Here is a 20860-nt window from a genome sequence, read left to right as displayed (position 1 = left end):
GGAGGTTACTCGATCCGGGCGAGCCAGAGGCGCGGTTTGTCGTCCGCGGTCTGGGGGATCTTCACGGCGTCCCGTGCAGCCCAAGACAGGGGCTGCGCGTGCAATGGCAACCATGCGACTTCGTCATCGGCGATGCGGAAGGCTTCGACCATCATCTCATGGCGTTTCTCGGCGTCGAGTTCCGTGGCCACAGCTTGGGTCAGACGGTCGACTTCGGGATTGGAATAGCCGCCGGGGTTCCATGTGCCCATCTGCCCGCCGGGCGTGTGCAGCATGGCCGAGAGCACCGAGTAGCCATCGAGCATTGGCAGGGTCGCCCAGCCCAGCATGAACATATCCGTCTCATTGGCGCGGGCGCGCTCGAAGTGGATCGCCTTGGTCTCTGCCGTCAGGTCTGCCTTCACACCAACACGCGCGAACATCGCCGCCAGAGCCTGGCAGATCGCCGCGTCGTTGACGTAGCGGTCATTCGGGCAGTTCATGTTCAGGCTGAAGCCTTCGGGGTAGCCCGCATCGGCCAGCATTTTCTTGGCCAGTTCGGGATCATAGGCGGGGATCGCATCGACACTTTCGTCAAAGCCCGGCACCTGCGGGGCGACCAGCCCGCCAAGGTTGCGAGACTTACCGCGCATGATCTTGTCGCGCAGCAGGTCATAGCTGATCGCATGAACCAGCGCTTGACGCACTTCGACCTTTTGCAGCGGATTCCCTTCCTGGTTGGGATTGTTCGATTTGTCGGACATGTTGATGCCCATCATGATCGCCCGCAGTCCCGGCGCTTCGAGCACATGCATACCGTCGGTGGACTCAATCCGCTTGGCGTCCTGCAGCGGCGAGGGAAAGATCATGTCGAGTTCGCCCGAGAGCATCGCCGCCACACGGGTCGCGTCGGAGTTGATTGGGTTCAGTTCAATCCGGGTCAGGTTGTGCTGCGGCTCGTCCCACCAGTCGTTGTTGACTGTCAGCACGGTCTGCGCGTCGGGGGTGCGGGATTCAAAGCGGAAGGGGCCAGTGCCATTGGCATTCGACGTGGTGTAGCCTTCTTCGCCCTTTTGCGCATCAATCGGGTCCAGCGCATCATGCTCCTCCAGCCAGCCGCTGTCAAAGATCAGGACGTTGGTCAGGAAGTTGTTGAGCAGCGGGTTCGGCCCGTCCAGCATCAGATCGACAGTCATCTCATCGACCATCTTGGCATCGACCAGCCCGGCGATATTGCCACGAATAGGCGAATCTTCATGCGCCGCGCGCTTCACCGATGCCACCACATCCTCGGCCGAGAAGTCCTGACCGTCGTGGAACTTGATCCCTTCGCGCAACGTGTAGCGCACAGTGGTCTCGTCGATCTGTTCCCAGCTTGTCGCCAAGGCCGGCTCAATCTTGAGGTCCGCGTCATAGCGCACCAACGCCTCATAGACGTGATTGAGGAACGAGACAGTAAAGCTGTCCGTCATGGAATGCGGGTCCAATCCGTAAAGGTCGCCATTGGTGCCCAGCCGGAACGTTTCGGCCTGAGCGCCGCCGGCACAGGCCAGCGCCAGTGCGGAGGTTGCAGTGAATAAGAGGTTGCGCGGTGTCATTGTTGTCTCCCTGTTTCTGTCGCTAAGCGGGCTTGAGGGGCCTTCATGTGAGCAACTGGGGAAAAGCTGGCACAATTCGATTTTTCTGTCTACAATTATTGTTAACAATTTTTGCAAACATTAACTGCTTGCACTTTTGGCGTCGTTTCGGCGACTGTTGCACAAGGTATGAGCAGAAAAATTACGGGTGAGGAAAAGCAGTTGCCAGAAACCAAACTCACGGAAAAGCAGATCTATGAACGGATCTGGAAATCGATCGCAGAACGCCGTTTGCCGCCCGGCACCCGCCTGAAAGAAGAGCGGCTGTGTGAAATCTTTGGCGCGAGTCGTCCAAGAATCCGCCGGGCGCTGGACCAGCTGACCCATGATGGGTTGGTGAGCCACATCCCGAATCGGGGGGCCTTTGTGACCACGCCTTCGGTGGATGAGGCGCGCGATGTCTTCTTCACCCGCCGAGTAGTTGAACGGGGCGTTATCGACGCGCTTAAGAAACATGGCGCGCAAGATAAGTTGGCGGCGCTTGAGACCCATATCGCCGAGGAACGCGAAGCATTGGCCGAGGGCGATACCGCCCGCATCATCCGCCTTTCCGGTGCCTTTCACATGCTGCTGGCCGAACTCGCGGCCTCGCCCTTGCTTGCAGATATTCTGCGCGACCTTGTCTCAAAAAGCACCTTGGTCACGGCGGTTTTCCAACCGAAATGCGACACGCAATGTGGCCCGGATGAACATGCCGCCATCGTCGCCGCACTGGCTGCGGGGGACTTTGATACTGCTAAAACTGCGATGGATGAACATCTGCAGGAAGCGGAAAGAACATTGAAATTGGAAGCGTCAAGTGAAGGCAACGGCTTGCAGGACGATGTCCTCGGCACGGCCTTGAGCGAGGGATAAGAATGACTGTCCATGCGATTACCAACACCACCGCAATTACAATGGACTCCGATCGGAGGGTGATTGAAAACGCGACGATCCTTTTCGAAAAGGATCGCATCACTGCCGTTGGTTTGGCCGATGAGGTGGCCGTGCCCGCGGGGGCAGAACGGATCGAGGGCGCGGATATGATCACCCTGCCGGGGTTGATCGACAGCCATGCCCATGCCGGGCACGGTCTGACACGCAACCTTGGCGGGGGGGACGGTGACGCGTGGTTTCAGGCCTGCGAAGACATCTACACGCGCGGGTCAACCCCTGAATTCTGGCAGGCCGAAGCCCGGCTTTCCGGGTTGGAGCGGCTCAAGGCGGGGATCACCACCTGCACCATGCTGCTCGGCGGTGGGGCCGACCATTACCGCACCGATACGACAGAGGCAGGCGACCTGCATTGCGCCGCCACGCGTGAGATCGGCATCCGCACCATGCTTGCAGTCGGGCTGAACCGGCGGCCTTTTCCCAAGGCCTACCGCAGCCTTGACCTTAGCCGGGATGTCACCCTGACGTTTGAGGACCAGCTTGCAGTATGCGGGCAGTTGGCCGAGGCGCATGGCGATCTGTTGGGGGAGGGCACCGGCATCTGTTTGATCATGCCGGTCTATTCCCCTGATGAAGTCGCTCAGAACTCGGACGAAATCCGCCAGATGTGCCGCGCAGCGATGGATATGCGCGAAAAGCACGGGTTGCTGTTCACCCAGGACGGCCACCGCGAAGGTTCCATCGCGCTGGCCGAAGAGCTCGGCATTCTCGGCCCTTGGGCCTATCTGTCCCATTCTGTCGATCTTACTCTGGAAGACATGGCCGCCGCGAAACGCAGCGGCGCGTCTATCGTGCATAACCCGTCGGCGATCATGTCCGTCCTTGGCCGCTGCCCTGCGCCTGAACTGCGCGACATGGGCGTGAACGTCGCCTTGGGGTCAGACGCCGCGGCGCCGGATCGGGGCTATGACATGTTCCGCCACATGGCCCAATGTCTGCACTACCACCGCCGCCATTTCCGCGATCCTGAGGTGATGATGCCGCTCGACGTTCTGGAGATGTGTACGATCCACGCGGCAAAGGCGATTGGACTGGAGGATGATCTGGGCTCGCTTGAACCGGGCAAAAAGGCAGATATCGTCATGCTCGACCGCCGCAAGCCGCATCTCTACCCGCCGATGATGCCGCTGACGACCGTGGCGCAATTTGCCAACGCGGCAGACGTAGATACCGTGATCGTCAACGGAGACATCCGCATGCGGCACCGTAAGACCGATCTGGACGAAGACGCGATCCTCGACGCCGCAGCGCGGGAGTTACAGGAGGCTGTCGCGCGCTGTAGCCTGACGCATCTGTGGGCTGAGTAGGCTGAGCCAAACGAAGAGCTGGTCTCTCGAAGCGGGGGTTGGCAGCAACTTAACGACCTTAGAACATCGAACCGATATCCGACGTCCCCGTTGGATAAGCCGCCGGCATCGTCTTTATCTGATCAACCGAAAGCCCCAGCTTGATCGCCAGAGAAAAGATGTTGATGAGTTCCGCGTAGTCCGGACCGAACATATGCGCGCCCAAAATCTTGCCGTCTGTATCCGAGATGATCTTGGCACCAGCATGGGTCTCGCCCAAGCGTTTTTGGGAGAACCAGCCGGAAGTGTCTGTGAATGACACCTCTACATCGTCGGTCTGGCGCGCTTCTTCTTCCAGCATGCCGACCCTTGCGAGTTCGGGAATGGTGAATACCACGCTGGGCACGCCCGTGTAATCCGGCTCGGTCTGCTTGCCCTTCAGCATGTTGGATGCGGCGATCTTGCCTTCGAAGACGGCCACCGGGGTCAAAGGTTTGCCCGGGGAGGCCGCGGCGTCTCCGGCAGCGTAAACGCGGGGGTTGGAGGTGGATTGCAACCAAGGGGTAACCTTCACGCCGCCATTATCCGTATCGATGCCCGCAGCGCTTAGATTCAACTCATCGACGGCCGGCACGCGACCTGCGCCGTGAACCATGAGGTCGGCCTCTTTGACCTGAGTATTGCCGTCTTTGCCGTAGAAGATGCGCTGCGCCTTGCCGGCAGCTTCAATCTTTTCGGGGGTTGCTTCGGAAATGATCTCGATCCCCGCCGCGCGACTGCGTTCCAGCAGCATATCGACTAGATCATGATCGAACGTCTTGAGCTGCCGTGCGCCGTGATCAAGGATCGTGACCTCGGCGCCCGCTCGTGCGGCGATATGAGCAAATTCGAATGAGATGTAGCCACCCCCAACGAAGATGATGCGCTTTGGCAGTTCCGGCAGGTTCAAAAAGTCTGTGCTGTCGATGAGGCACTCGGCACCGGGAAAACCCAGCGGCCGCGGTTTGGCACCTGTAGCGATCAAAGCATGCTTGAAGAAGAACTCCCCACGGCCTTCGATCTCAATCCGATCCTCTGCGGTGAAACGCGCCGACCCGTGCAGCGTTTGCACACCGGCTTTCTTCAGCCCGTCTTCCATGTTCTCCGGCACCGGGTCCGTAAAGCTTTCCTTGTGCTTCATCAGCGCGGGCCAATCGATCCGCGTGTCACCGGCCACTCCCTTGCCGCTCAGCAGCCGCGCGGCGTCGACCGCCTCGGCCCCGGCGCGTAGCATCTTCTTTGGATCACAGCCCCGCAGGGCGCAGGTACCGCCGTAGGGCAGTTCGTCCACGATGGCGACGGACCAGCCTGCGTGCGCGGCCTTTTTCGCGGCGTTGACCCCGGCCATGCCGGCGCCGATGACGATCAGATCAAGTGTTTCGGTCATGAAATTTCCTTAAAGTCGAGAGTTCGGAAGGCGTCTGTTGCAGGCTCAACGATATCGGCCGAGCATTCGTTCACTAAGCCACCAGATTCCAGTCACGCCGAAGCCGATCGTGAGCCCAAGCCAACGCCAACCGTCGTCGCCCAACGGCAACACGCCAGCCCCATAGGCAAGCACCGGTAGTGTCATCGCCAGCAGAAACGATCCTGTGTAGCGGCAATGCACGCGGCCACAGCGCCGGTCATTGCGCAGACAGGCGATGCCCATCCAAACCAGTGCGGCGACCCAGATCGCGGTTTTTGGGCCATCGGCAAGCGGAATCGCCAGAAGCATCGCGCCGATAGGGAACCACCATGCGAGCAGGCTGCCGCGCCGGGTGCCCAGCCAATCGTGGTTAGAGTGATCTGCCATGTCTTCACCCTGCGCAGCAGGACAGGGCGGCTACGTCCTTCTCGAAAGTCTGGGCCGCAAGTTTCAGCGCTTCGACCGTGGTCAGATAGGGCATGATCGTGTCGCCAAGGTCTTCGTAGGTCAGCCCGGCTTTCAGCGCCATGGCCGCGGTCTGGATGCTGTCGGCACCCTCCGGTGCGATGATCTGCGCGCCCAGCAGCCGTTTGCTGCCGGCTTCGGCCACCAGCTTGATTAACCCGCGCGTATCGCGGGCCGCCAGCGCACGCGGCACGGCATCAAGGGGTAGGACGGAGGTCACGACCTCATGTCCAGCGTCACGGGCTTGCGCTTCACTCAGCCCGACACCGGCCACCTGCGGATCAGAGAAGACGACCCAAGGCATGGTCGCGTTGTCGTAGGTGCGTGTCTCATCCGCCACGGCATTCCGGGCGGCGATCTTAGCCCCATAGGCGGCCATATAGACGAACTGATCGCGGCCAGTAACATCACCTGCCGCCCAGATGTTGGGGTTCGTGGTGCGCATCTGTTTGTCAGTCGAGATGCCTCCGCGCGCATCTACCGTAATCCCGGCAGCCGCGAGGTTCAGCCCGTCACTGTTTGGCGCGCGGCCCGTTGCGAGCACGAGCCGTTCTGCTGTCAGCACTTGGCCATCCGAGTGATGCAATGCGATGGTGGCGTCTCGTTTCGAGATGCGATCATAGCCTTTTGCACGCACCAGTCGGATGCCCTCGTCGGCCAAGTAGCCCTCAAGCGCCGCCGAAACCTCAGGCTCCGCTTCGGGAAGCACACCACGACGGCTAACCAGCGTCACGGCAACACCGGCCCGCGCGAAAAGCTGCGCCAGTTCCACGCCGATATAGCCCGCGCCGAGAACCAGCATGGAGGCGGGCAGAGCAGACAATTCCAGCGCTGACGTGCTGTCGAGCGTGTCAACGGCCTCAATCCCCGAGATCGCCGGCACATGCGGGCGGGAGCCGGTGGCAATGATGGTCTTTGCCGCGGGGAAGAGGCCGCCATCGACCGTCAAATTGCCTTCATCATCGAATGTCGCCCGGCCTTCGACGTAATCGACATTCTCATGCCGGGGCAGCACATCCGCGTATTTCGCCCTGCGCAACTCTTCGACCAGCGCCTGTTTCTGCGCAACTGTAGCCGCCCAGTCGGTCACGCGGGCCTCGGCCTCAATCCCCTCAAATCGACCCGCCGCACGCGCGTGATGCAGGCTCTCGACCGCGCGGATCAACGCTTTGGACGGCACGCAGCCCACGTTAACGCAGGTGCCGCCAATAGTGCCTGCGCCAATCAGTGCCACGCGGGCACCAGCCTCGGCGGCGGTGATCGCGGCGGAAAAGCCAGCGGAGCCGGCTCCAATCACGGCGAGATCATAGGGGCCGCTTTGGGGTGAATTGATATCTTTCATGTGGGGTTCTCCGAATTGCGGCGCTTCCAGAGCGCGTAAATTGTGATGCCGATAAAGACGGCGAGTGCAGGCAGCAGCACGTAGTCGAGCCAGCCCAGCAACGCCGACAGTCCGACCACGCCGAACAAAATGACCAGCACAGGCGTGAAACAGCAAAGGGCGACAATGACCGTGCCGATAAGACCAACCTTGAGCAGACGGCTCTGGTTGTTGGCTGCCTTTGCCTCCTTCACGATCCGCTCTCCGCGGCCAAGGACGCGCCATAGCCAACGCCAGTCACGGCAGCGACGATGGCCTCCGGATCGGTGAGCGCATCATCGTAGCGCAGGACATAAAGGCCGTTTTCGGCATCACCTTCGGTGAACTCAAGGATTTCGACGCTTTCAACGCGCTTCATTGCGGTGGCAACAATGTAGCCACACGAAGGACAGGTGAGCCCGTCTACAGCCACGCTTGTGGTCGCCTCTGCGGCCATTGCTGCGCCGGCTGAAAAGATAAGCGCAGTGGTAGAGATAAGAAGTTTCATGGGAGACCTCATGGTCAGAATGTCAAAAGGAACGGCGAGATGGCCGGAAAGGCCAGGGCGAGAAGCACAACAAGCAAAGCGCCCCAGAGCAGCCCGCGCATCAGCCCGCGATCAATCGGGCGCGCACAGGTGCCGTCCGCGCAGGCGTCAGTAGGGACCGGGCGGTAAGCTTTCCAGAACCCATAGGCGAGCGCCGCTGCCGCGAAGCTCAAAGTCACCCACTTGTAGGCATAAAGGGCGGTGAGCTGACCAATGAAGACCCCGGTCACACCCAGACTGACCAGAACAAGCGGTAGGATGCAGCAGGAGGTCATGGCGAGCGCGCCAATCACGCCAGCGCCGGTGGCGAGCCAACCGGATCGGTCCTCGTGCTGGTTGGTGGTCGCGGTGGTGTGATCTGTCATCGCTTTGCTCTTTGTTGCCCTGTGATGACTTGCAAGATAGGGTCTGTAGCAACTACAGGATCAAGGAGAAAACGCATGTCTGTTGATCACGGTGTTGCGAGTGACCTTAAACGCTCTGACCTTGCGCGCCTGACTGGCTGCAACCTTGAGACCATCCGCTATTATGAAGGCGTCGGCCTGATGCCCGACCCACCGCGCAGCCCCGCCGGACACCGCCGCTATGGGGCGGCACATGTTGAGCGGCTTGGCTTCATCATGCGGGCGCGTGAACTGGGCTTTGCGATGGAGGAAATCAAAGGGCTGCTTAGCATGGTTGATCGCGGCAGCCATACTTGTGCAGAAGTTGAGAAGCGCGGGCGGCATCATCTCGACGTCGTACGGGCGAAGATAAGGGATCTTCAGAACATCGAGACCATCTTGGCGGAAACGATTGCGAAGTGCAGCGGATCGGACACGCCAGAGTGTCCTCTCCTCACGGTGCTGTCGGATGGGACTGTGGGCGAAGCAGATTGATCCGCACTGGACGCGACAAGAAGGAATGGTGTGTTCAGCGTTTGAAGGTACGGCAAACAAGTGGAGATTGCCCTTTGGATCCCAAAGGATCAGAACGTTCGCCGACTGCGGTGGAATGTCGGCTTTCTGCATCCTGTTGCTCAGCAAGTCGCTAATGTAGCCGCGGGCCGACCGTGAAGACGGCCCCCGCCTTCAGATTTCGATGGCTTTAGCGATAGCCAGCGGTCAAGCTCGACGCCGAGGTATCTGAAAGTGCTGTTCATCTTGGTATGGCCCAACAACAGTTGGACTGCCCGCAGGTTGCTTGTTATCAGCAAACTGTTCCCGTCGGGTCATTCGCCCTTTGGAAATAGAAGCATGGGATCAGACGCTCACTCTGACGGGATGGTGTGAAACCCGCGAAGATTTTCGTGTCTTCCGGCTGGACTTGATATCAAGCGCGCATCTTACCGAACGTGGGTTCAAACCGGACATTGGGAGACCCTTGAAAGACTATCCCGAAAGTTTGAGTGATAAAAATGAACGAACTAACCCCCGCCGAAATTCTGAATGACCTTGTGACCCGATACGAGGGAACCATCGCCGTAGACGCTTGGGGTGAAACATCCCTTTTCTACAATCCGGGCCACGTATTGCCGCGCGGTGTCTATTTCGCGACGATAAAGGAAAAGGATGGCGCAAACGACAGTGCCTCGAAGCTGGACCGGGACGGCGTGTTTCGTCTCAATGCCGGCACGAGTAAGACGCTTTTTATGGAAAGGTTCGGTCCGCCGCCGCGGCGCCCCGGCAAGGGCGGCATTGTAGATGGCCCTTGGGACTTTGCTCAGCTGAATGAGCTGACCCCCCATCCGGTTTATGGCTGGATGGGCTGGGTTGCGGTGCTCAACCCCACACCGGAAACACTGGGCGAGATCAGGCCATTGATTAACGCAGCATATGAAAAAGCGGTTTCGTCATTCCGTAAGCGGATGCCATAGAGAGGGCGTATAGCACACCCTCTCAATATCCACCGCTTGTTGAACGGTGCGCTGAACCGGACATTGGCGCCCTTGCAGCGAAGGCCTGAAAGGTCCGCATTGCGGACCTTGGCAATTCCCCCATTTTTGAGGGGGTCCAGCCGTAGAATTCACGCTGCTGTATTCAGCTTCGTTGTGAGTGTCATGCCGCCGATACCCATGTTGGGCCGCTCGTTGTTGTAAGTCCAGAGCCATTCCGTTGCTTGGTCTTGTGCCTCCTCAATGGCTTCAAGAATATATTGGCCCAACCATTCGTCCCACTGCCCGGCAGTCGAAACGAAGTTTCGATGAGAGGGGCGAACGGTGCGGCTGTAAGGTTCGGCGTAGACATTCTGCCGGGGCCTACCGGGTTGAATGTATTCGAGCCGCACGTTGTGTTTCTCAACCCATTCCATGAGCTTCCTGACCTGCTCCTTTAAAAGTCTCGTTCACGGGGTAACCTGCACCTTGAACCGCACGCTTCCTTCGGCACCTGCGCCGTGCGTTCCGCTGCAATCCCACCTTAGGGGCCCCATATACCCTGGAACGTTTGCAGTGGGGTCCGCCACGTCGCAGACCAGCGAGGGGCTTACAATCTGGGGCGTGGTTATCGCCTCTGCCAACTGTGTATAGGGTGGCGTTCGGTCATGGATGGTGATGGCGGATGCATTCCTCTGACTTGGGTTCACGAGGGTGATGCGATAGATAAGTACATCGCCAGGCGACGCTTGATTTGAGTACCCTTCGTCCGTGCCTTGAGTTTCGTTCTGAACAGTTTTCACTAAGACGAGCTGACTGCCCCCGACTTCGACGGTCACGCGGTCCGTATCTGTCAAAACATGCGAAACCGCGGTCCCGGAAAAGTCAGTAGCGGCTTGGACCTGATAGGTCACAGTGCTGCCCGGGGGAAGGCCACCGCCGGCGGATACTCTCGAAATCAGACAGAGCTCATCGCCTGCTTGAACAGAAATAGGGACGGTGAGCGGTGTGTCGGGTGCGCCGTCGCAATCGTTGTCCAAAAAGAGTGCAATTGAGAATGCGCCGACCGCTGGTTCAGAAATATTCTCAACAGTGAAGGTGACAGTTCCGGTTGAACTCGCCCGATAAAGATGGGGAAGTAGCGTGATTTGGCCAGCACCGATGCGTGCATCCCGATCCTCGCTTAGGGTTGGAAGTGGAACGATACCCAATATGAGCCCGCTGTAATCCGTATCCGGAGCGGGAGTAAAGCTGAACGAACCGTCATGTGGGTCGCTGTTGACCAGACTTGGCAATGTGCCCGGCGTCTCGGAAATTGTCCGCCAACCCTCTGGCGGCACCGTGGAAACGGTCAGAGTACCGGTGTAATCCGGCGCGAGCCGATAGGCCCATTGTCCGTCGGCACCGATCTGCGGATTGGCCAAAAGCGCGCCGCTATCGTCCAGCAGAAGAATGCTACCTGCATTGGTCCCAACCTCATTTCCAGTTGCCAACCCATCATGCGCAACGCCGCCGCGGCCATCATCTTGAATTAACCGGCCAGAGATCTGCCCCCCCGTAGTGGCAAGCGTGATCGTGACGCTGGCTTCGTCATCATCGGCGATGCCGTCCCGCAGATCGTCCTGCGCCAGCCCAACATTTGGATCACTGTCGAGATCCGGAAGGGAGCTGCTCACAATCTCGACGACGTTTGTGTAGTTGCCACCCGATGTTACACGTACCCGTATGGTGAGGGTTTCAGTCGCGCCCGACAAAATTTCATCGACGAACCAAAGGCCTGTGCTTGGATCAAAATAATCTCCGGTCGGGGGGGCAGTGTCGCTGATATAGGCAAAACCCGCTGGAATGCTTTCGATGACCTTGACCCCAGAAGGTGAGCCGGGCCCGTCATTTGTCACGCTGATCATCCAATCAATGATATCGCCTTCGACCGCGGTTGTGACGGGAGAGGTGGTCCCCGCCCGGAACGCTTGTTTGGTGATCGATAGGTCAGAAAATTGCGGGTCGAACCCGAAATCGTATGACACTGTAAACGCACCAGAATCTGCTTTGACACCAACAAGGGGGTTTGACGTTCCGATTTGCGCGCCGGGGGGGAGGTCTGCGTCGTTCACATCCACCTCTAATCGGTAAGTGGCGCCAGCCGGCAAACCAACGAAAGCATAAGTGCCATCCGGATCCGTATCGACAGTGCTGATGAAACTATCGTCACTCAGATCATTTGGCGTCGCATTGTCAGAGTACAGATCAACCCGAATGCCCCCACCCAAATTTACTTCCGACCCGTCTTTTATGTCCGAAGCGTCTTGGTCAACGTAGATATTGCCGCCAAAGCCGGACAGTGCAAAAGGGGTACCGCCCCGGCACGACGTGCCATCGCTGAAGCCACCCTCATCTGTTCCTGTTGCCAGTCTCAATCTATTGCCTGTCGAGGTGTCGATTAGGTATATTGAGTTCGATACCTCTTCATAAGCGAACATCTGGCCGTTTTCGTCGAAGAAGACCGCAGACCAAATGCCAGCGAAAACGCTGGGTCCGAACTCCACCAAAGTGGTGAAACCGGCGAGACCGTTGTTCGCGAAGGCGCGAAACAAGCTGCCCGTGTCTTCGTTGATGCCGTAGATGAAGCCATCCAACGGATTGACGGCGAAATCGGACACAGTGACAGGTTGTGAAAGGGTAAGTTGCCCGGCATCAAGAGGGTTGTTCGGGTCTGTCAGGTCCAGCAACTGCCATGTGACATCGTCAGCTTCGTACACCATGATGCCGTTGGGAAGAATATCGCCCGCATCGTCGGCTTGCGCCGCGCTGCCTGGAAATTCGGGCATCTCGACAAAGTTTCCGGTGCCATCCACGCGCCAAAGTTCGTCTTTTCCGGCCCGAACACCGTAAATATAGCCATCACTCTCATTGTACCCCCAGCCGGCTTCTACCCGGCGCGGCGCTGTCCCAACCGTTTGCGATGACATGGAATACCCTGAACCCGTGTCGGTAAATCGCAGCTTGCTTAGTCGCGTCGGATCGTCGGATAGCAGGTATAAGCCACTGTCGCATGAGACTGGAGGCACATCGTTTGATATCGACAGCACGTAGTCCTCGACCTCTCCGTCAAGTGCGACGGGAACGACGCCTTCGGTTGTTGACCATCGGAACCGGGCGAATGTCGGGGTCAGAACGGCAGTTCCGGGCACAACCACGTCAAATCGGATCTCGCCATTCAACGTGCTGTCTTTGTCGCCTGCGCTGCCATCCTGAAGATCTGATGCGATCTGTTCAGAGGCGTCGAACACGCCGTTGCCGTTAAAATCGATCCACGCTTGAAGATAAGCCACACCACCTGTCAGACTTCCGACACCGCCAGTCACCTCGTTGACGAAAACCGATATTTCGGTGGTGCCGCCCGCATAGAGTTGGGGCAACGTAACCCCATCTTCATCGTCGTTACCGTCGAGATCATCACCCGACGCATCCGGGCTTGCTTGAGAGGCCGCCTCGGGATCGGGAGAGAGCGCCCCCAAATAAGTGCCTGCAATGCCGGTTTCAGCGATGATATGCAAAGGGTCGCCATAGCTCGCCGGGGCATCACCACGATCGACCAAAGGCGCCGCGCCGATGTTGATCGGGTAATCTTCGACTTCTCCATCCAGTGAAATATCTGCCACGCCAACGACCGGGGCAGTAGACCATCGAAACCGGGCAAAGGTCTGATCCAATACCGCATCGCCCGGCACGATCGCTTCAAACTGAATTATGCCATCACCGGCGACCGCATCCCCGCCCGTACCGTCGTCTTGTAAATCGCGCGCGATTTCTTCGGCGGTGGCAAGCGCCATGACATCGTTACCGTCGTAGTCGATCCAAGCCGTCAAGAAACCGCCGTCGCCTTGTACGCGCGCTTCGATTGTTGCGGGGAAACCTTGAACAAGCAGGGGAATATCTACGCCGTCGTCATCGTCAGAACTGGCGTCACCAGCGTTCCCGGGTCCTGCGTCGCTCGTAACGGCATCGCCTAAGTAGACACGCGGCTCTTGCCCCATCGTATGCAGTGCGTCCCCATAGATTGACGGGGCATCGGTAAAGTCGGCGCAGGCCTGAATGTCCGTTAGCTGCAGCGAATCTGCGAAATTTGCACTGTTATTTTTGCGCGTCCCATGATCGATTACGATCCGATCAATCGGGGCACCAAACCCGACTTCTACGGCAAAGTTCTCAGGGAAAGCGGCGTTCGAGAATGTGCTATCACGCTCTGCCAGAACTGAACCGTCTACGTTGGCCAAACGCAACATGGGGGCTGAAAGTGAGCCATTTACAACAGCAGGCTGCACCCGGATACCGTTACGTTCGCCGTAAATCGTTACGGATTCGTCAAGATCGAGGCTTGTGACATTGAGAAGAACCGAACTCATGGGGCTATCAAAATTCACGTCCAAAGTGGCATATTGCTGGGTCAAAACGCCGACGGTTCCGGTAGAATAAACAACCTGCGCGGTTCCGATCTCTGCCGGACGAAAAACACCTGCATCTGCGTTTGCCGTCGCGGTGACCGTGCCGCTGATGCCGTACCGTGAGAAAGTAGCCGTCGCGCCAAGCGCTGTAGGGCTGTCAGATGTCCAATCGACGACAGAGAACCGCGTACCAGAACAGACTGGAAGCGTTTCGGTAGGCACTGCAGTCACGTTTACGCTGACGCTGTCTGTATCGGCGCCACCTTCGTCGTTGGAGTTGGCAGCATCCGCGGTGATGTTGCCTCCCGCCGTTGTGGAAATATAGGCGTCAAACTCGATGGCACCGGACCCAAGGCCGTTCAAATCAGGCAAGGACAGAAGCGAGAATGTGCCGTTTGTTGGTGCGGTGGCGGGGCGGATATCCTCGCCTGAGATAACTTGAAAGTTTGCTGTGCCAGAAATCTCCGGCGGCAGGGTCACGGTTGTCTGCACGTTTGTCATAGGGCTCAGAGATGTGTTCACATAGCTGATGCGGTAGGTGAGCGTAGCACCCTGCGGAATGTCGCCGCCCGAATAGGGGGTGCCATTCACCGCGGAAATCGCGATCGACACAAATAGATCGTCAGGACCCGGAGGTGAAACGGCAGATGTTCCAGCGACCCAATAGCGCCAGGGGTTATCGTTCCCGGCTGCGGCACCTTCAGCTGAATCCCCGCCGTGACCCTCTGCATTGAAATATCCGACGTTTTCGATGTCAGTGATCTTTACCTCCATCACGGCGAAGTAGGTTTCACCCTGGGCGATCCCCCCGAACGCGTAGCGCACCGCATTTGTGTCGCTTGGCAGAGTCGTCGCACTGCTGGTATTCAGGTTAAAGCCAGATGTCGTTTCGGTGCAGACTTCGAAGGAATTGACCCCCGGATCCAACGTTTCGGGAAAAACGGAACCGTCGCCCGTGGCAGGCCCATCTGGCCCCGCCAGTAACGGGTCATTCGCTTCGCAAGAACCAGGATAACTAATGCGGTTCCATGGGCCGGTGGTGCCGTAGCGGTCCCAATCCGACCCTGATTCCGGGCCGGCGACGGGGCTGCCCGCGCGAAAAGGCGTCGCACCCCGACCGCCCGTTATCGATGTTTCCTCTTGCGTAGAAAAACCGTTTGGATCGATTGTGCCACCCGAGCCAAAGGCGTTGATCTGAACCGCATCCCATTTGTTGTGAACCCGTGCCGTGCCCATGCCACCAACACTGGGCCAGGGACTGCCATTTGTGGGATTAACAAGATATCCATTTTCCAACGTTGCGATATCCGAACCGCTCGCAAACAATTGAGTATCCGAGCGCGTAGAGTAAAAAATGCCAGTGTCGCCATAGATATAGGCCAGACCCGCGTTGCAATCGGCAATTGAAAAACCTGCGGCCTGACACTGCGCAGTATCAGATGGGGACCATCCGTTGGGTGAAATATCAAACGTCTGCTGTCCTTTCGGACCCCATCCCTTTGACACGCCGGACCCTGTAGAGGCCCGGGCAGGGCGCGCGTCTAGCGGCGCGCCTGTGGCGTCCGTGATATAAGTGGAGGTTACTTCGGTGCCGGCGGGAACATATAGCGTGGCATACCCCCCCGGACCATCGAGCGTACCCTCGGCTATGACTGGGAAGTCGGCGATTACAGTGACCGTATCACCCGCCGAAAGCGGGGCCAGACCCGCCGCGACATTATCCGCAATCTGCTGCCGGCTGGCATCCGTTAATGAGATGCCGCCACCGCCCAGCCAAGCGCCGTGCGATAGGACCATTGTTGAGAAGCATAGCCAAAAGAACGCGCCCAAGACTGCTTTATAGCTATTGTAGAAAAATCTAGCCAAATCCATAACTTACTCTCAATCTATCAGCGTTAAGGCTGTCATCGGGCACCTTTTGCGTCAATCGGGGCAAGGGGAGCTTGGGCATATGCTTTCGGCTAATAGGCATAGCCTTTGGATAAATTTCTTAACCTTGCGGGGTTAACTATCAATTAATGGCAATCAGGGCGGAGGTCCGAACCTGCTTGGTTATTAGCCCAGGGAGTGCAGATTTCGCTGTAACGGCCTTGGGTGGCAAAGCTGAGCAGTGGGTTCGCGCGGCGCGCCTGAACGTTCGTCAGGGAAACCTAAAGGCTCCGGCACAAACGGGCGTTAATCAAAATTAAACCCTTGTCTCCTTATCGTTTTGAAGAAGAGGAGCATTTTATGAAATTCACTTTATTGATCGCGCTGCTTCCGCTTTTGTTAGCGGGTTGCATAGAGCCGCCGGCGTCTCCGATGGAGTTCGCCGCGCGAAAGGCGGCTGCGGCGGAATTGACCGCGAAACAATGCGCAGGGCAGGCCGGTGGCTATGATAGTGTTCGCAAACTGAGGCAAGACGCCAACCAGAGTGTTGCAACGGCACGTGGGCTGGGCGCGACTGACGCGACCATCGCCAAGGCCCGCGCGGATGTACGGACCGTATTTGACATGCAAGTCGCCTTCACCGACCAGCAGCAAGCCTGCAACGCAATGGTCGGAGAACTGGCTTGGGCAACCGGTTAAATCCGAATTGCCGGACAGGCGATCATGTTAGTGATGTGCGACGTCAAGCCAGATTGGCAGATGGTCAGACGCACGCCGTGTCTGGGGGGTTTCCACGACGCCGCCCTGTAACACGGTAAGATGTTGATCCAACGCGATCCGGTCCAGATGAGCAACAGGCATCCGCGCATGATAACTTTTGCCGGGCGCGTGAATGGTAAAGCGTTTCGCCAGCCGTCCAAGCCCCACTTTTTGCGACCATTCATTAAGGTCACCTGCAATCAGCGTGGGGCAGGCGGCGCAGGCATCCAGATGGGCGATCATCGCGCTTAGTTGCTCCTTTCGCGACGGGCGCAAAAGGCCAAGATGCGAAGCAATCACACGCAGCTGCCGTGCGCCGATATGCAAGTCGGCCACCATCGCCCCACGGGGTTCCACGCCCGGCAGAGTAAGGTGCTCGACCCGGTCAATTTTGGCCGAAGGGCGGACCAGAACGGCATTGCCATGCCAGCCAATGCTCACGTCATTCGGCGTCGGTACAGCACGCAAACCGGTCTCTTTTTCGATCCGATCTAGCGGCAGCGCCGAGGGGCGCGGCGCGCGGCGGCGGTCGGCTTCTTGGAGCACCACCACATCGGCGTGCAGGCTGCGGATGATGCGCATAATCCGCTCAGGGTCGCGCCGTCGGTCGGTGCCCATGGCCTTGCGGATGTTATAGCTGACAATGCGCAGCGATTGTGGGGCAACGGCAGGGATCATAGCACCGGGGCTCCAAGGCGAAACAGCCCTTCGGCCACCTTGCGGACCATACCGGTGGGCGGCTTTTCCATGGCACAGTGCTCTGACAGATGCTCGAACCAGTCATGTAGCTTTGCGACCGAGCCTGCATCATAGACAAACAGCGTCACTTCGAAATTCAATAACATGCTGCGCACATCGAAATTGGCTGAGCCGACCAGTCCCATATCATCGATTATCCCGGCTTTGGCGTGGATCATGCCCGGCTGATAATAAAGCACCTGGCCGCCAGCCTCATGCAGATCGCGTAAATAGGCCCCGCGGGCGAAATCGGCAAGACGCTGGTTGGATCGTTCGGGCACCAAAACACGCACATCCACCCCGCGCCGTGCGGCCGTGGTTAATGCAGCCCCGAGCGCTTCAGTCGGCACAAAGTAGGGGGTGACCAACCAGATCCGTGCCTCGGCCAGATGCAGCGCGCGGATCAAACCATCATGCAGCGGGTCTTCGGCGATATCGGGGCCAGAGGGGACCAATTGCACCGTCGCCGTACCGCCCGTGCCAGCTGCGACCGACGGCGCAGGCTCAAGCGTTTCGCCGCTGGCCACCTCCCAATCAGAGCGGAAGACATCACCAAAGCTCTGCACCGCGCGTCCCTCAAGCAGATAGGCCAGATCGGCCCAGCCATCTTCGCGCGCCACGGGGCCGAGGTAGTGTGCCCCAATATTCATGCCCCCGGAGAAGACGCGCGCGTCATCGGCAATGATCATTTTGCGGTGGTTGCGCAGGTTTAAATGGCCCGAGCCCGGCACCTGCAGCAGCGGGGAGTAAAATCTGACATCGCCCCCCGCGTTCCGCAGACGGCGCAGGGCAGACGCGGGCCCGCGCAGAGTGCCAAGACGGTCCATCAGCAAACGCACCTTTACCCCCGCCTTGGCCCGTTCGGTCAGCGCATCGACAAAAATCCGCCCGGTCTCGTCATTTGCGACGATGTAGAACAGCACGTCCAGCCGTTCCTCTGCCCCTTGGATCAGCGCTATGACGGCTTCGTGAGCCGCAGTCGGATCGCCCAAAAGCCGCAGGTCTTGCCCGTGGGCGGCGGCAGGTAAGCCGAAATACTGCATCGTCGCATCAAGTGTATGCACCGGGCGGGGCGGGGGGCCGCCAGTGTCACCCTTGAGAAAATGTACCGGAGAATAACGTGAGGATTGTTTGCGAAACCCGAGACCCAGAAACAGGGGCACCGCGACCCACGGAAGGGCGATGATGAACAAAAGCCACGCCGCGGTCGATTGTGGCGTGCGGCGCTGCTGCAAGATCACAATCGCCGCCAATAGCGTCAGAACCACGATAATAACAATTTCTAGATGTGTGGTGATCCAAGACATGAGGTCCGGCCTGCTCCTTATCGCTGCCAAGACAAGCAGATAACCCTTTCGGCCTTAACAGCAAGCCTCGTCGCTCTTCGCCTCCTTCTGAATGTTTAATCCCGCCATCAGCTGTCGTTTTCACGGCTCTGTTTACGTTTTGCTTTGGGTATGCCCGTAAACCGTGTTGGTCCGCATCGGTACGATACTGATTGCCCTGCGCGAGACCTTTATAGGCTCAAGTGCCGCGTCGGGCGCTTGATGGACACCGGTGCATTTTCGCATTTAGATTGTGCCATGGAATACACATTCGACCCGCACGCTTTGCTATCAGAACCGCTCATGGCGAACCTTTGTACGTCAGGCAACGAGGGGCCACGCAACGCGCCAGTCTGGTTCCTATGGGAAGATGAGGCGATCTGGATGTTGGGTTCGAAGAACGGCAGCTCGGTGAGCCGCCTAAAGGCAGATCCAAGATGTGCAGTTGAAATCGTGCATTTCGACAATGAGGCTGGCATCTTGCTACACCTTGGCCTGCGGGGACGGGCGTCCATTGAGCAGATGAACGCCATGCGGTTCAGGCGGCTCCTTGCAAAGTATCTCGGGCCGGACGAGGGGTGCTGGAACCCTTGGTTCATTCAGAACGTGGCAGCGATTGACGACCAAGATGGGCGCATGGTCAAGCTCACTCCTGCAACGACCTATACCAACAACGTTTCTTACTTCCGCACGGGTCCAGCTTTGGCGTGGCCGTCTGAGGAGTAGGAGACGACTTTCCAAGTATGTTGCGATCATACCGGCACGCGAAGCCGCCTCTCGCGACAATCGCGGAAAGTTTTTTCGGTCAGTTTCATTTCGGGAGTGTCAAACTGCCCAACAGGGTTTGCGGACGCCCCTCTTTTTTCGCCATGCCATGCCGGGTTATCTGCATCGTACCACTTATGGGGAAGTCACTGGCGCAGTGAGCCGCCTCACAAAGGCATCCACTCCGAGCAGCAAAAATGGAAAGTCATATTCTCGTTCGCCACCGTTTGTAGAATTGGCCATTGGTCTTTATGGGCGGCCTAAGTCGGTTCAAAGGGTTCTAACCCTCTTGCGCGGAAGGGGGCGTGATAGTCGCGCCCAAAACCGCCAAGAAACGGAGCAGGGGCAGACAAAATGTATATTGCGTTATTAACTAACTGAATTTTATAAATAATTACTGGATTTCCTCCGGGTCGCTACGCAGTTTACACATAACTTAAGCGGCGCTTGGCCGACCCTTTGTTGCAAATGTGCGACAATCAGCGCATCGCAAATCTGTGAAGTGAAAAACCTGAAACCGAATACTAGATGAGGCGTTGCGTGAGTGACCCTGCGGCGAGGATCGCAGGTCACCTGTATTTAAGGAGCAGAACATGAAACGCACGACAAAAATCGCCAGCATCGCCCTGATCGCATCCAGCGCATTCGCTGGTGCAGCTGCAGCTGGCTCGCTGGAAAACACCACTGTTGAGGCGCCGGTTTTTACACCAGCACCAATGCCGACACCTGTGGCTGTCGATGGCAACTGGACAGGCTTCTACACTGGTCTTCAAGTAGGCCAAACCGACATCGACAGTGACAGCGGTACGCTTGACGGTGACGACACATCCTACGGTTTCCACGCCGGTTACGACTATGACTTCGGCAAGTTCGTACTGGGTGGTGAACTCGATTATGACAAAACCGACATTGATCTGGGCACGGCCGGCGCAACTGCCGATTCCGTTGCCCGTGCGAAGGTGAAAGCCGGTTACGACTTCGGCAACACACTGGTTTATGCAACAGCTGGTGCGGCCCGTGCCGACACAAGTGTTGGTGACGAAACTGGCCCCTTCGCCGGTCTGGGTGTCACATACAAAGTGACCGACCGTTACACCGTCGGTGGTGAAGTGCTGCAGCACAAATTTGACGACGTTGGCGGCACAGGCGACGATCTGGACGCGACCACGATCTCCCTGCGCGGTTCCATGCGCTTCTAATCTGTCTTAGCGAGTTTTCTCGCTTGGATTGTTTGGCCGGCTTCCGAAAGGAGGCCGGTCTTTTCTTTGCGGTCATGCCTGATAGTTGCATCCGCTACTGGCAGACCGTCTAGAGCTTATCCAGCAAAGTGCTTGGCGCAGGGCGGCGGGCTTGCTACAACCCTGTCATGAACACCGCAATGCTCATTATCTGCTGCATTACCCGCTGAGACTTTCTCGCGGGCCGCTGTTCACGTCATTCCCATTCTGACAAA

General features: G+C 58.2%; 18 protein-coding genes and 1 pseudogene. 8 read left to right on the top strand and 11 right to left on the bottom strand.

What is annotated here, in order from left to right:
- Positions 1-5: 5 nt before the first annotated feature.
- On the bottom strand, positions 6-1577 hold the full coding sequence (locus tag DSM14862_RS08390; protein WP_007119821.1) for an ABC transporter substrate-binding protein: 1572 nt from the start codon (positions 1575-1577) through the stop codon (positions 6-8).
- A 168-nt stretch (positions 1578-1745) separates the two neighbouring features.
- On the opposite strand from DSM14862_RS08390, the gene DSM14862_RS08385 reads away from it, so the two are divergent.
- Together DSM14862_RS08385 and DSM14862_RS08380 are read left to right on the top strand one after the other, a co-directional pair.
- A complete protein-coding gene (locus DSM14862_RS08385) occupies positions 1746-2471 on the top strand; it encodes a GntR family transcriptional regulator (RefSeq protein WP_007119820.1) in 726 nt (241 codons plus the stop codon).
- 2 nt (positions 2472-2473) lie between these two features.
- Positions 2474-3856 carry an amidohydrolase family protein gene (locus DSM14862_RS08380; RefSeq protein WP_007119819.1) on the top strand — a complete coding sequence of 461 codons (1383 nt, stop codon included), beginning with the start codon at positions 2474-2476 and terminating at the stop codon, positions 3854-3856.
- Positions 3857-3914: 58 nt separating this feature from the next.
- Here DSM14862_RS08380 and DSM14862_RS08375 read toward each other — a convergent pair whose 3' ends face one another.
- Genes DSM14862_RS08375 through DSM14862_RS08350 form a run of 6 tightly spaced genes read right to left on the bottom strand, consistent with a single transcriptional unit; the run spans position 3915 to position 8019 of the window.
- Positions 3915-5261, bottom strand: coding sequence for a dihydrolipoyl dehydrogenase family protein (locus DSM14862_RS08375; protein WP_007119818.1), 1347 nt, complete (start codon positions 5259-5261; stop codon positions 3915-3917).
- 45 nt (positions 5262-5306) lie between these two features.
- Complete coding sequence (locus tag DSM14862_RS08370; protein WP_007119817.1) at positions 5307-5669, bottom strand: hypothetical protein; 363 nt, start codon at positions 5667-5669, stop codon at positions 5307-5309.
- Positions 5670-5673: 4 nt separating this feature from the next.
- Positions 5674-7089 (bottom strand): mercury(II) reductase, encoded by a 1416-nt coding sequence (gene merA, locus DSM14862_RS08365; RefSeq protein ID WP_007119816.1) that lies wholly within the window; start codon positions 7087-7089, stop codon positions 5674-5676.
- The gene (merF, locus tag DSM14862_RS08360; protein WP_007119815.1) at positions 7086-7322 is read right to left on the bottom strand and encodes a mercury resistance system transport protein MerF; all 237 of its coding nucleotides are present in this window, start codon (positions 7320-7322) and stop codon (positions 7086-7088) included. The genes merA and merF overlap by 4 nt, the downstream gene beginning before the upstream one ends.
- The gene (locus DSM14862_RS08355) at positions 7319-7615 is read right to left on the bottom strand and encodes a heavy-metal-associated domain-containing protein (RefSeq protein ID WP_007119814.1); all 297 of its coding nucleotides are present in this window, start codon (positions 7613-7615) and stop codon (positions 7319-7321) included. The genes merF and DSM14862_RS08355 overlap by 4 nt, the downstream gene beginning before the upstream one ends.
- Positions 7616-7629: 14 nt before the next feature.
- Positions 7630-8019, bottom strand: coding sequence for a mercuric transporter MerT family protein (locus DSM14862_RS08350; protein WP_007119813.1), 390 nt, complete (start codon positions 8017-8019; stop codon positions 7630-7632).
- A gap of 75 nt (positions 8020-8094) precedes the next feature.
- On the opposite strand from DSM14862_RS08350, the gene DSM14862_RS08345 reads away from it, so the two are divergent.
- The 3 genes from DSM14862_RS08345 (at position 8095) to DSM14862_RS08335 (ending at position 9509) form a co-directional block, all read left to right on the top strand.
- Positions 8095-8532 (top strand): MerR family transcriptional regulator, encoded by a 438-nt coding sequence (locus tag DSM14862_RS08345; protein ID WP_007119812.1) that lies wholly within the window; start codon positions 8095-8097, stop codon positions 8530-8532.
- Between the two features lie 304 nt (positions 8533-8836).
- Complete coding sequence (locus DSM14862_RS08340; protein ID WP_322790835.1) at positions 8837-9085, top strand: WYL domain-containing protein; 249 nt, start codon at positions 8837-8839, stop codon at positions 9083-9085.
- On the top strand, positions 9051-9509 hold the full coding sequence (locus tag DSM14862_RS08335) for a DUF6194 family protein (RefSeq protein WP_007119811.1): 459 nt from the start codon (positions 9051-9053) through the stop codon (positions 9507-9509). Before DSM14862_RS08340 ends, DSM14862_RS08335 begins: the two co-directional genes overlap by 35 nt.
- Before the next feature lie 149 nt (positions 9510-9658).
- Here DSM14862_RS08335 and DSM14862_RS08330 read toward each other — a convergent pair.
- Together DSM14862_RS08330 and DSM14862_RS08325 are read right to left on the bottom strand one after the other, a co-directional pair.
- Positions 9659-9949 (bottom strand): annotated as a pseudogene (locus DSM14862_RS08330) (integrase core domain-containing protein); the annotation flags it as partial.
- A gap of 27 nt (positions 9950-9976) precedes the next feature.
- The gene (locus DSM14862_RS08325) at positions 9977-15748 is read right to left on the bottom strand and encodes a DUF11 domain-containing protein (protein WP_165481281.1); all 5772 of its coding nucleotides are present in this window, start codon (positions 15746-15748) and stop codon (positions 9977-9979) included.
- A 432-nt stretch (positions 15749-16180) separates the two neighbouring features.
- On the opposite strand from DSM14862_RS08325, the gene DSM14862_RS08320 reads away from it, so the two are divergent.
- On the top strand, positions 16181-16519 hold the full coding sequence (locus DSM14862_RS08320; RefSeq protein ID WP_007119808.1) for a hypothetical protein: 339 nt from the start codon (positions 16181-16183) through the stop codon (positions 16517-16519).
- Between the two features lie 27 nt (positions 16520-16546).
- Here the strand turns inward: DSM14862_RS08320 and DSM14862_RS08315 are convergent, their stop codons facing one another.
- Positions 16547-17257 carry an endonuclease/exonuclease/phosphatase family protein gene (locus DSM14862_RS08315; RefSeq protein WP_007119807.1) on the bottom strand — a complete coding sequence of 237 codons (711 nt, stop codon included), beginning with the start codon at positions 17255-17257 and terminating at the stop codon, positions 16547-16549.
- Positions 17254-18624, bottom strand: coding sequence for a phospholipase D-like domain-containing protein (locus DSM14862_RS08310; RefSeq protein ID WP_007119806.1), 1371 nt, complete (start codon positions 18622-18624; stop codon positions 17254-17256). The genes DSM14862_RS08315 and DSM14862_RS08310 overlap by 4 nt, the downstream gene beginning before the upstream one ends.
- A 276-nt stretch (positions 18625-18900) precedes the next feature.
- Here DSM14862_RS08310 and DSM14862_RS08305 point away from each other — a divergent pair, with 276 nt between their 5' ends.
- Positions 18901-19368 carry a pyridoxamine 5'-phosphate oxidase family protein gene (locus DSM14862_RS08305; protein WP_040701180.1) on the top strand — a complete coding sequence of 156 codons (468 nt, stop codon included), beginning with the start codon at positions 18901-18903 and terminating at the stop codon, positions 19366-19368.
- Positions 19369-20000: 632 nt separating this feature from the next.
- Positions 20001-20606, top strand: coding sequence for an outer membrane protein (locus DSM14862_RS08300; protein WP_007119804.1), 606 nt, complete (start codon positions 20001-20003; stop codon positions 20604-20606).
- Positions 20607-20860 lie beyond the last annotated feature (254 nt).

The sequence above is a fragment of the Sulfitobacter indolifex genome, from assembly GCF_022788655.1.
GTDB lineage: Bacteria > Pseudomonadota > Alphaproteobacteria > Rhodobacterales > Rhodobacteraceae > Sulfitobacter > Sulfitobacter indolifex.
This window is presented reverse-complemented; position numbering and strand designations above follow the sequence as displayed.

What these genes read in the sequence shown, in the direction of transcription:
- DSM14862_RS08345 (WP_007119812.1), top strand. Translation starts at nt 8,095, where the DNA reads ATGTCTGTTGATCACGGTGTTGCGAGTGACCTTAAACGCTCTGACCTT.
- DSM14862_RS08380 (WP_007119819.1), top strand. Translation starts at nt 2,474, where the DNA reads ATGACTGTCCATGCGATTACCAACACCACCGCAATTACAATGGACTCC.
- DSM14862_RS08390 (WP_007119821.1), bottom strand. Translation starts at nt 1,577, where the DNA reads ATGACACCGCGCAACCTCTTATTCACTGCAACCTCCGCACTGGCGCTG.
- DSM14862_RS08300 (WP_007119804.1), top strand. Translation starts at nt 20,001, where the DNA reads ATGAAACGCACGACAAAAATCGCCAGCATCGCCCTGATCGCATCCAGC.
- DSM14862_RS08350 (WP_007119813.1), bottom strand. Translation starts at nt 8,019, where the DNA reads ATGACAGATCACACCACCGCGACCACCAACCAGCACGAGGACCGATCC.
- merA (WP_007119816.1), bottom strand. Translation starts at nt 7,089, where the DNA reads ATGAAAGATATCAATTCACCCCAAAGCGGCCCCTATGATCTCGCCGTG.
- DSM14862_RS08385 (WP_007119820.1), top strand. Translation starts at nt 1,746, where the DNA reads ATGAGCAGAAAAATTACGGGTGAGGAAAAGCAGTTGCCAGAAACCAAA.
- DSM14862_RS08310 (WP_007119806.1), bottom strand. Translation starts at nt 18,624, where the DNA reads ATGTCTTGGATCACCACACATCTAGAAATTGTTATTATCGTGGTTCTG.
- DSM14862_RS08305 (WP_040701180.1), top strand. Translation starts at nt 18,901, where the DNA reads ATGGAATACACATTCGACCCGCACGCTTTGCTATCAGAACCGCTCATG.
- DSM14862_RS08325 (WP_165481281.1), bottom strand. Translation starts at nt 15,748, where the DNA reads ATGGTCCTATCGCACGGCGCTTGGCTGGGCGGTGGCGGCATCTCATTA.
- DSM14862_RS08315 (WP_007119807.1), bottom strand. Translation starts at nt 17,257, where the DNA reads ATGATCCCTGCCGTTGCCCCACAATCGCTGCGCATTGTCAGCTATAAC.
- DSM14862_RS08375 (WP_007119818.1), bottom strand. Translation starts at nt 5,261, where the DNA reads ATGACCGAAACACTTGATCTGATCGTCATCGGCGCCGGCATGGCCGGG.
- DSM14862_RS08370 (WP_007119817.1), bottom strand. Translation starts at nt 5,669, where the DNA reads ATGGCAGATCACTCTAACCACGATTGGCTGGGCACCCGGCGCGGCAGC.
- DSM14862_RS08320 (WP_007119808.1), top strand. Translation starts at nt 16,181, where the DNA reads ATGAAATTCACTTTATTGATCGCGCTGCTTCCGCTTTTGTTAGCGGGT.
- DSM14862_RS08335 (WP_007119811.1), top strand. Translation starts at nt 9,051, where the DNA reads ATGAACGAACTAACCCCCGCCGAAATTCTGAATGACCTTGTGACCCGA.
- DSM14862_RS08355 (WP_007119814.1), bottom strand. Translation starts at nt 7,615, where the DNA reads ATGAAACTTCTTATCTCTACCACTGCGCTTATCTTTTCAGCCGGCGCA.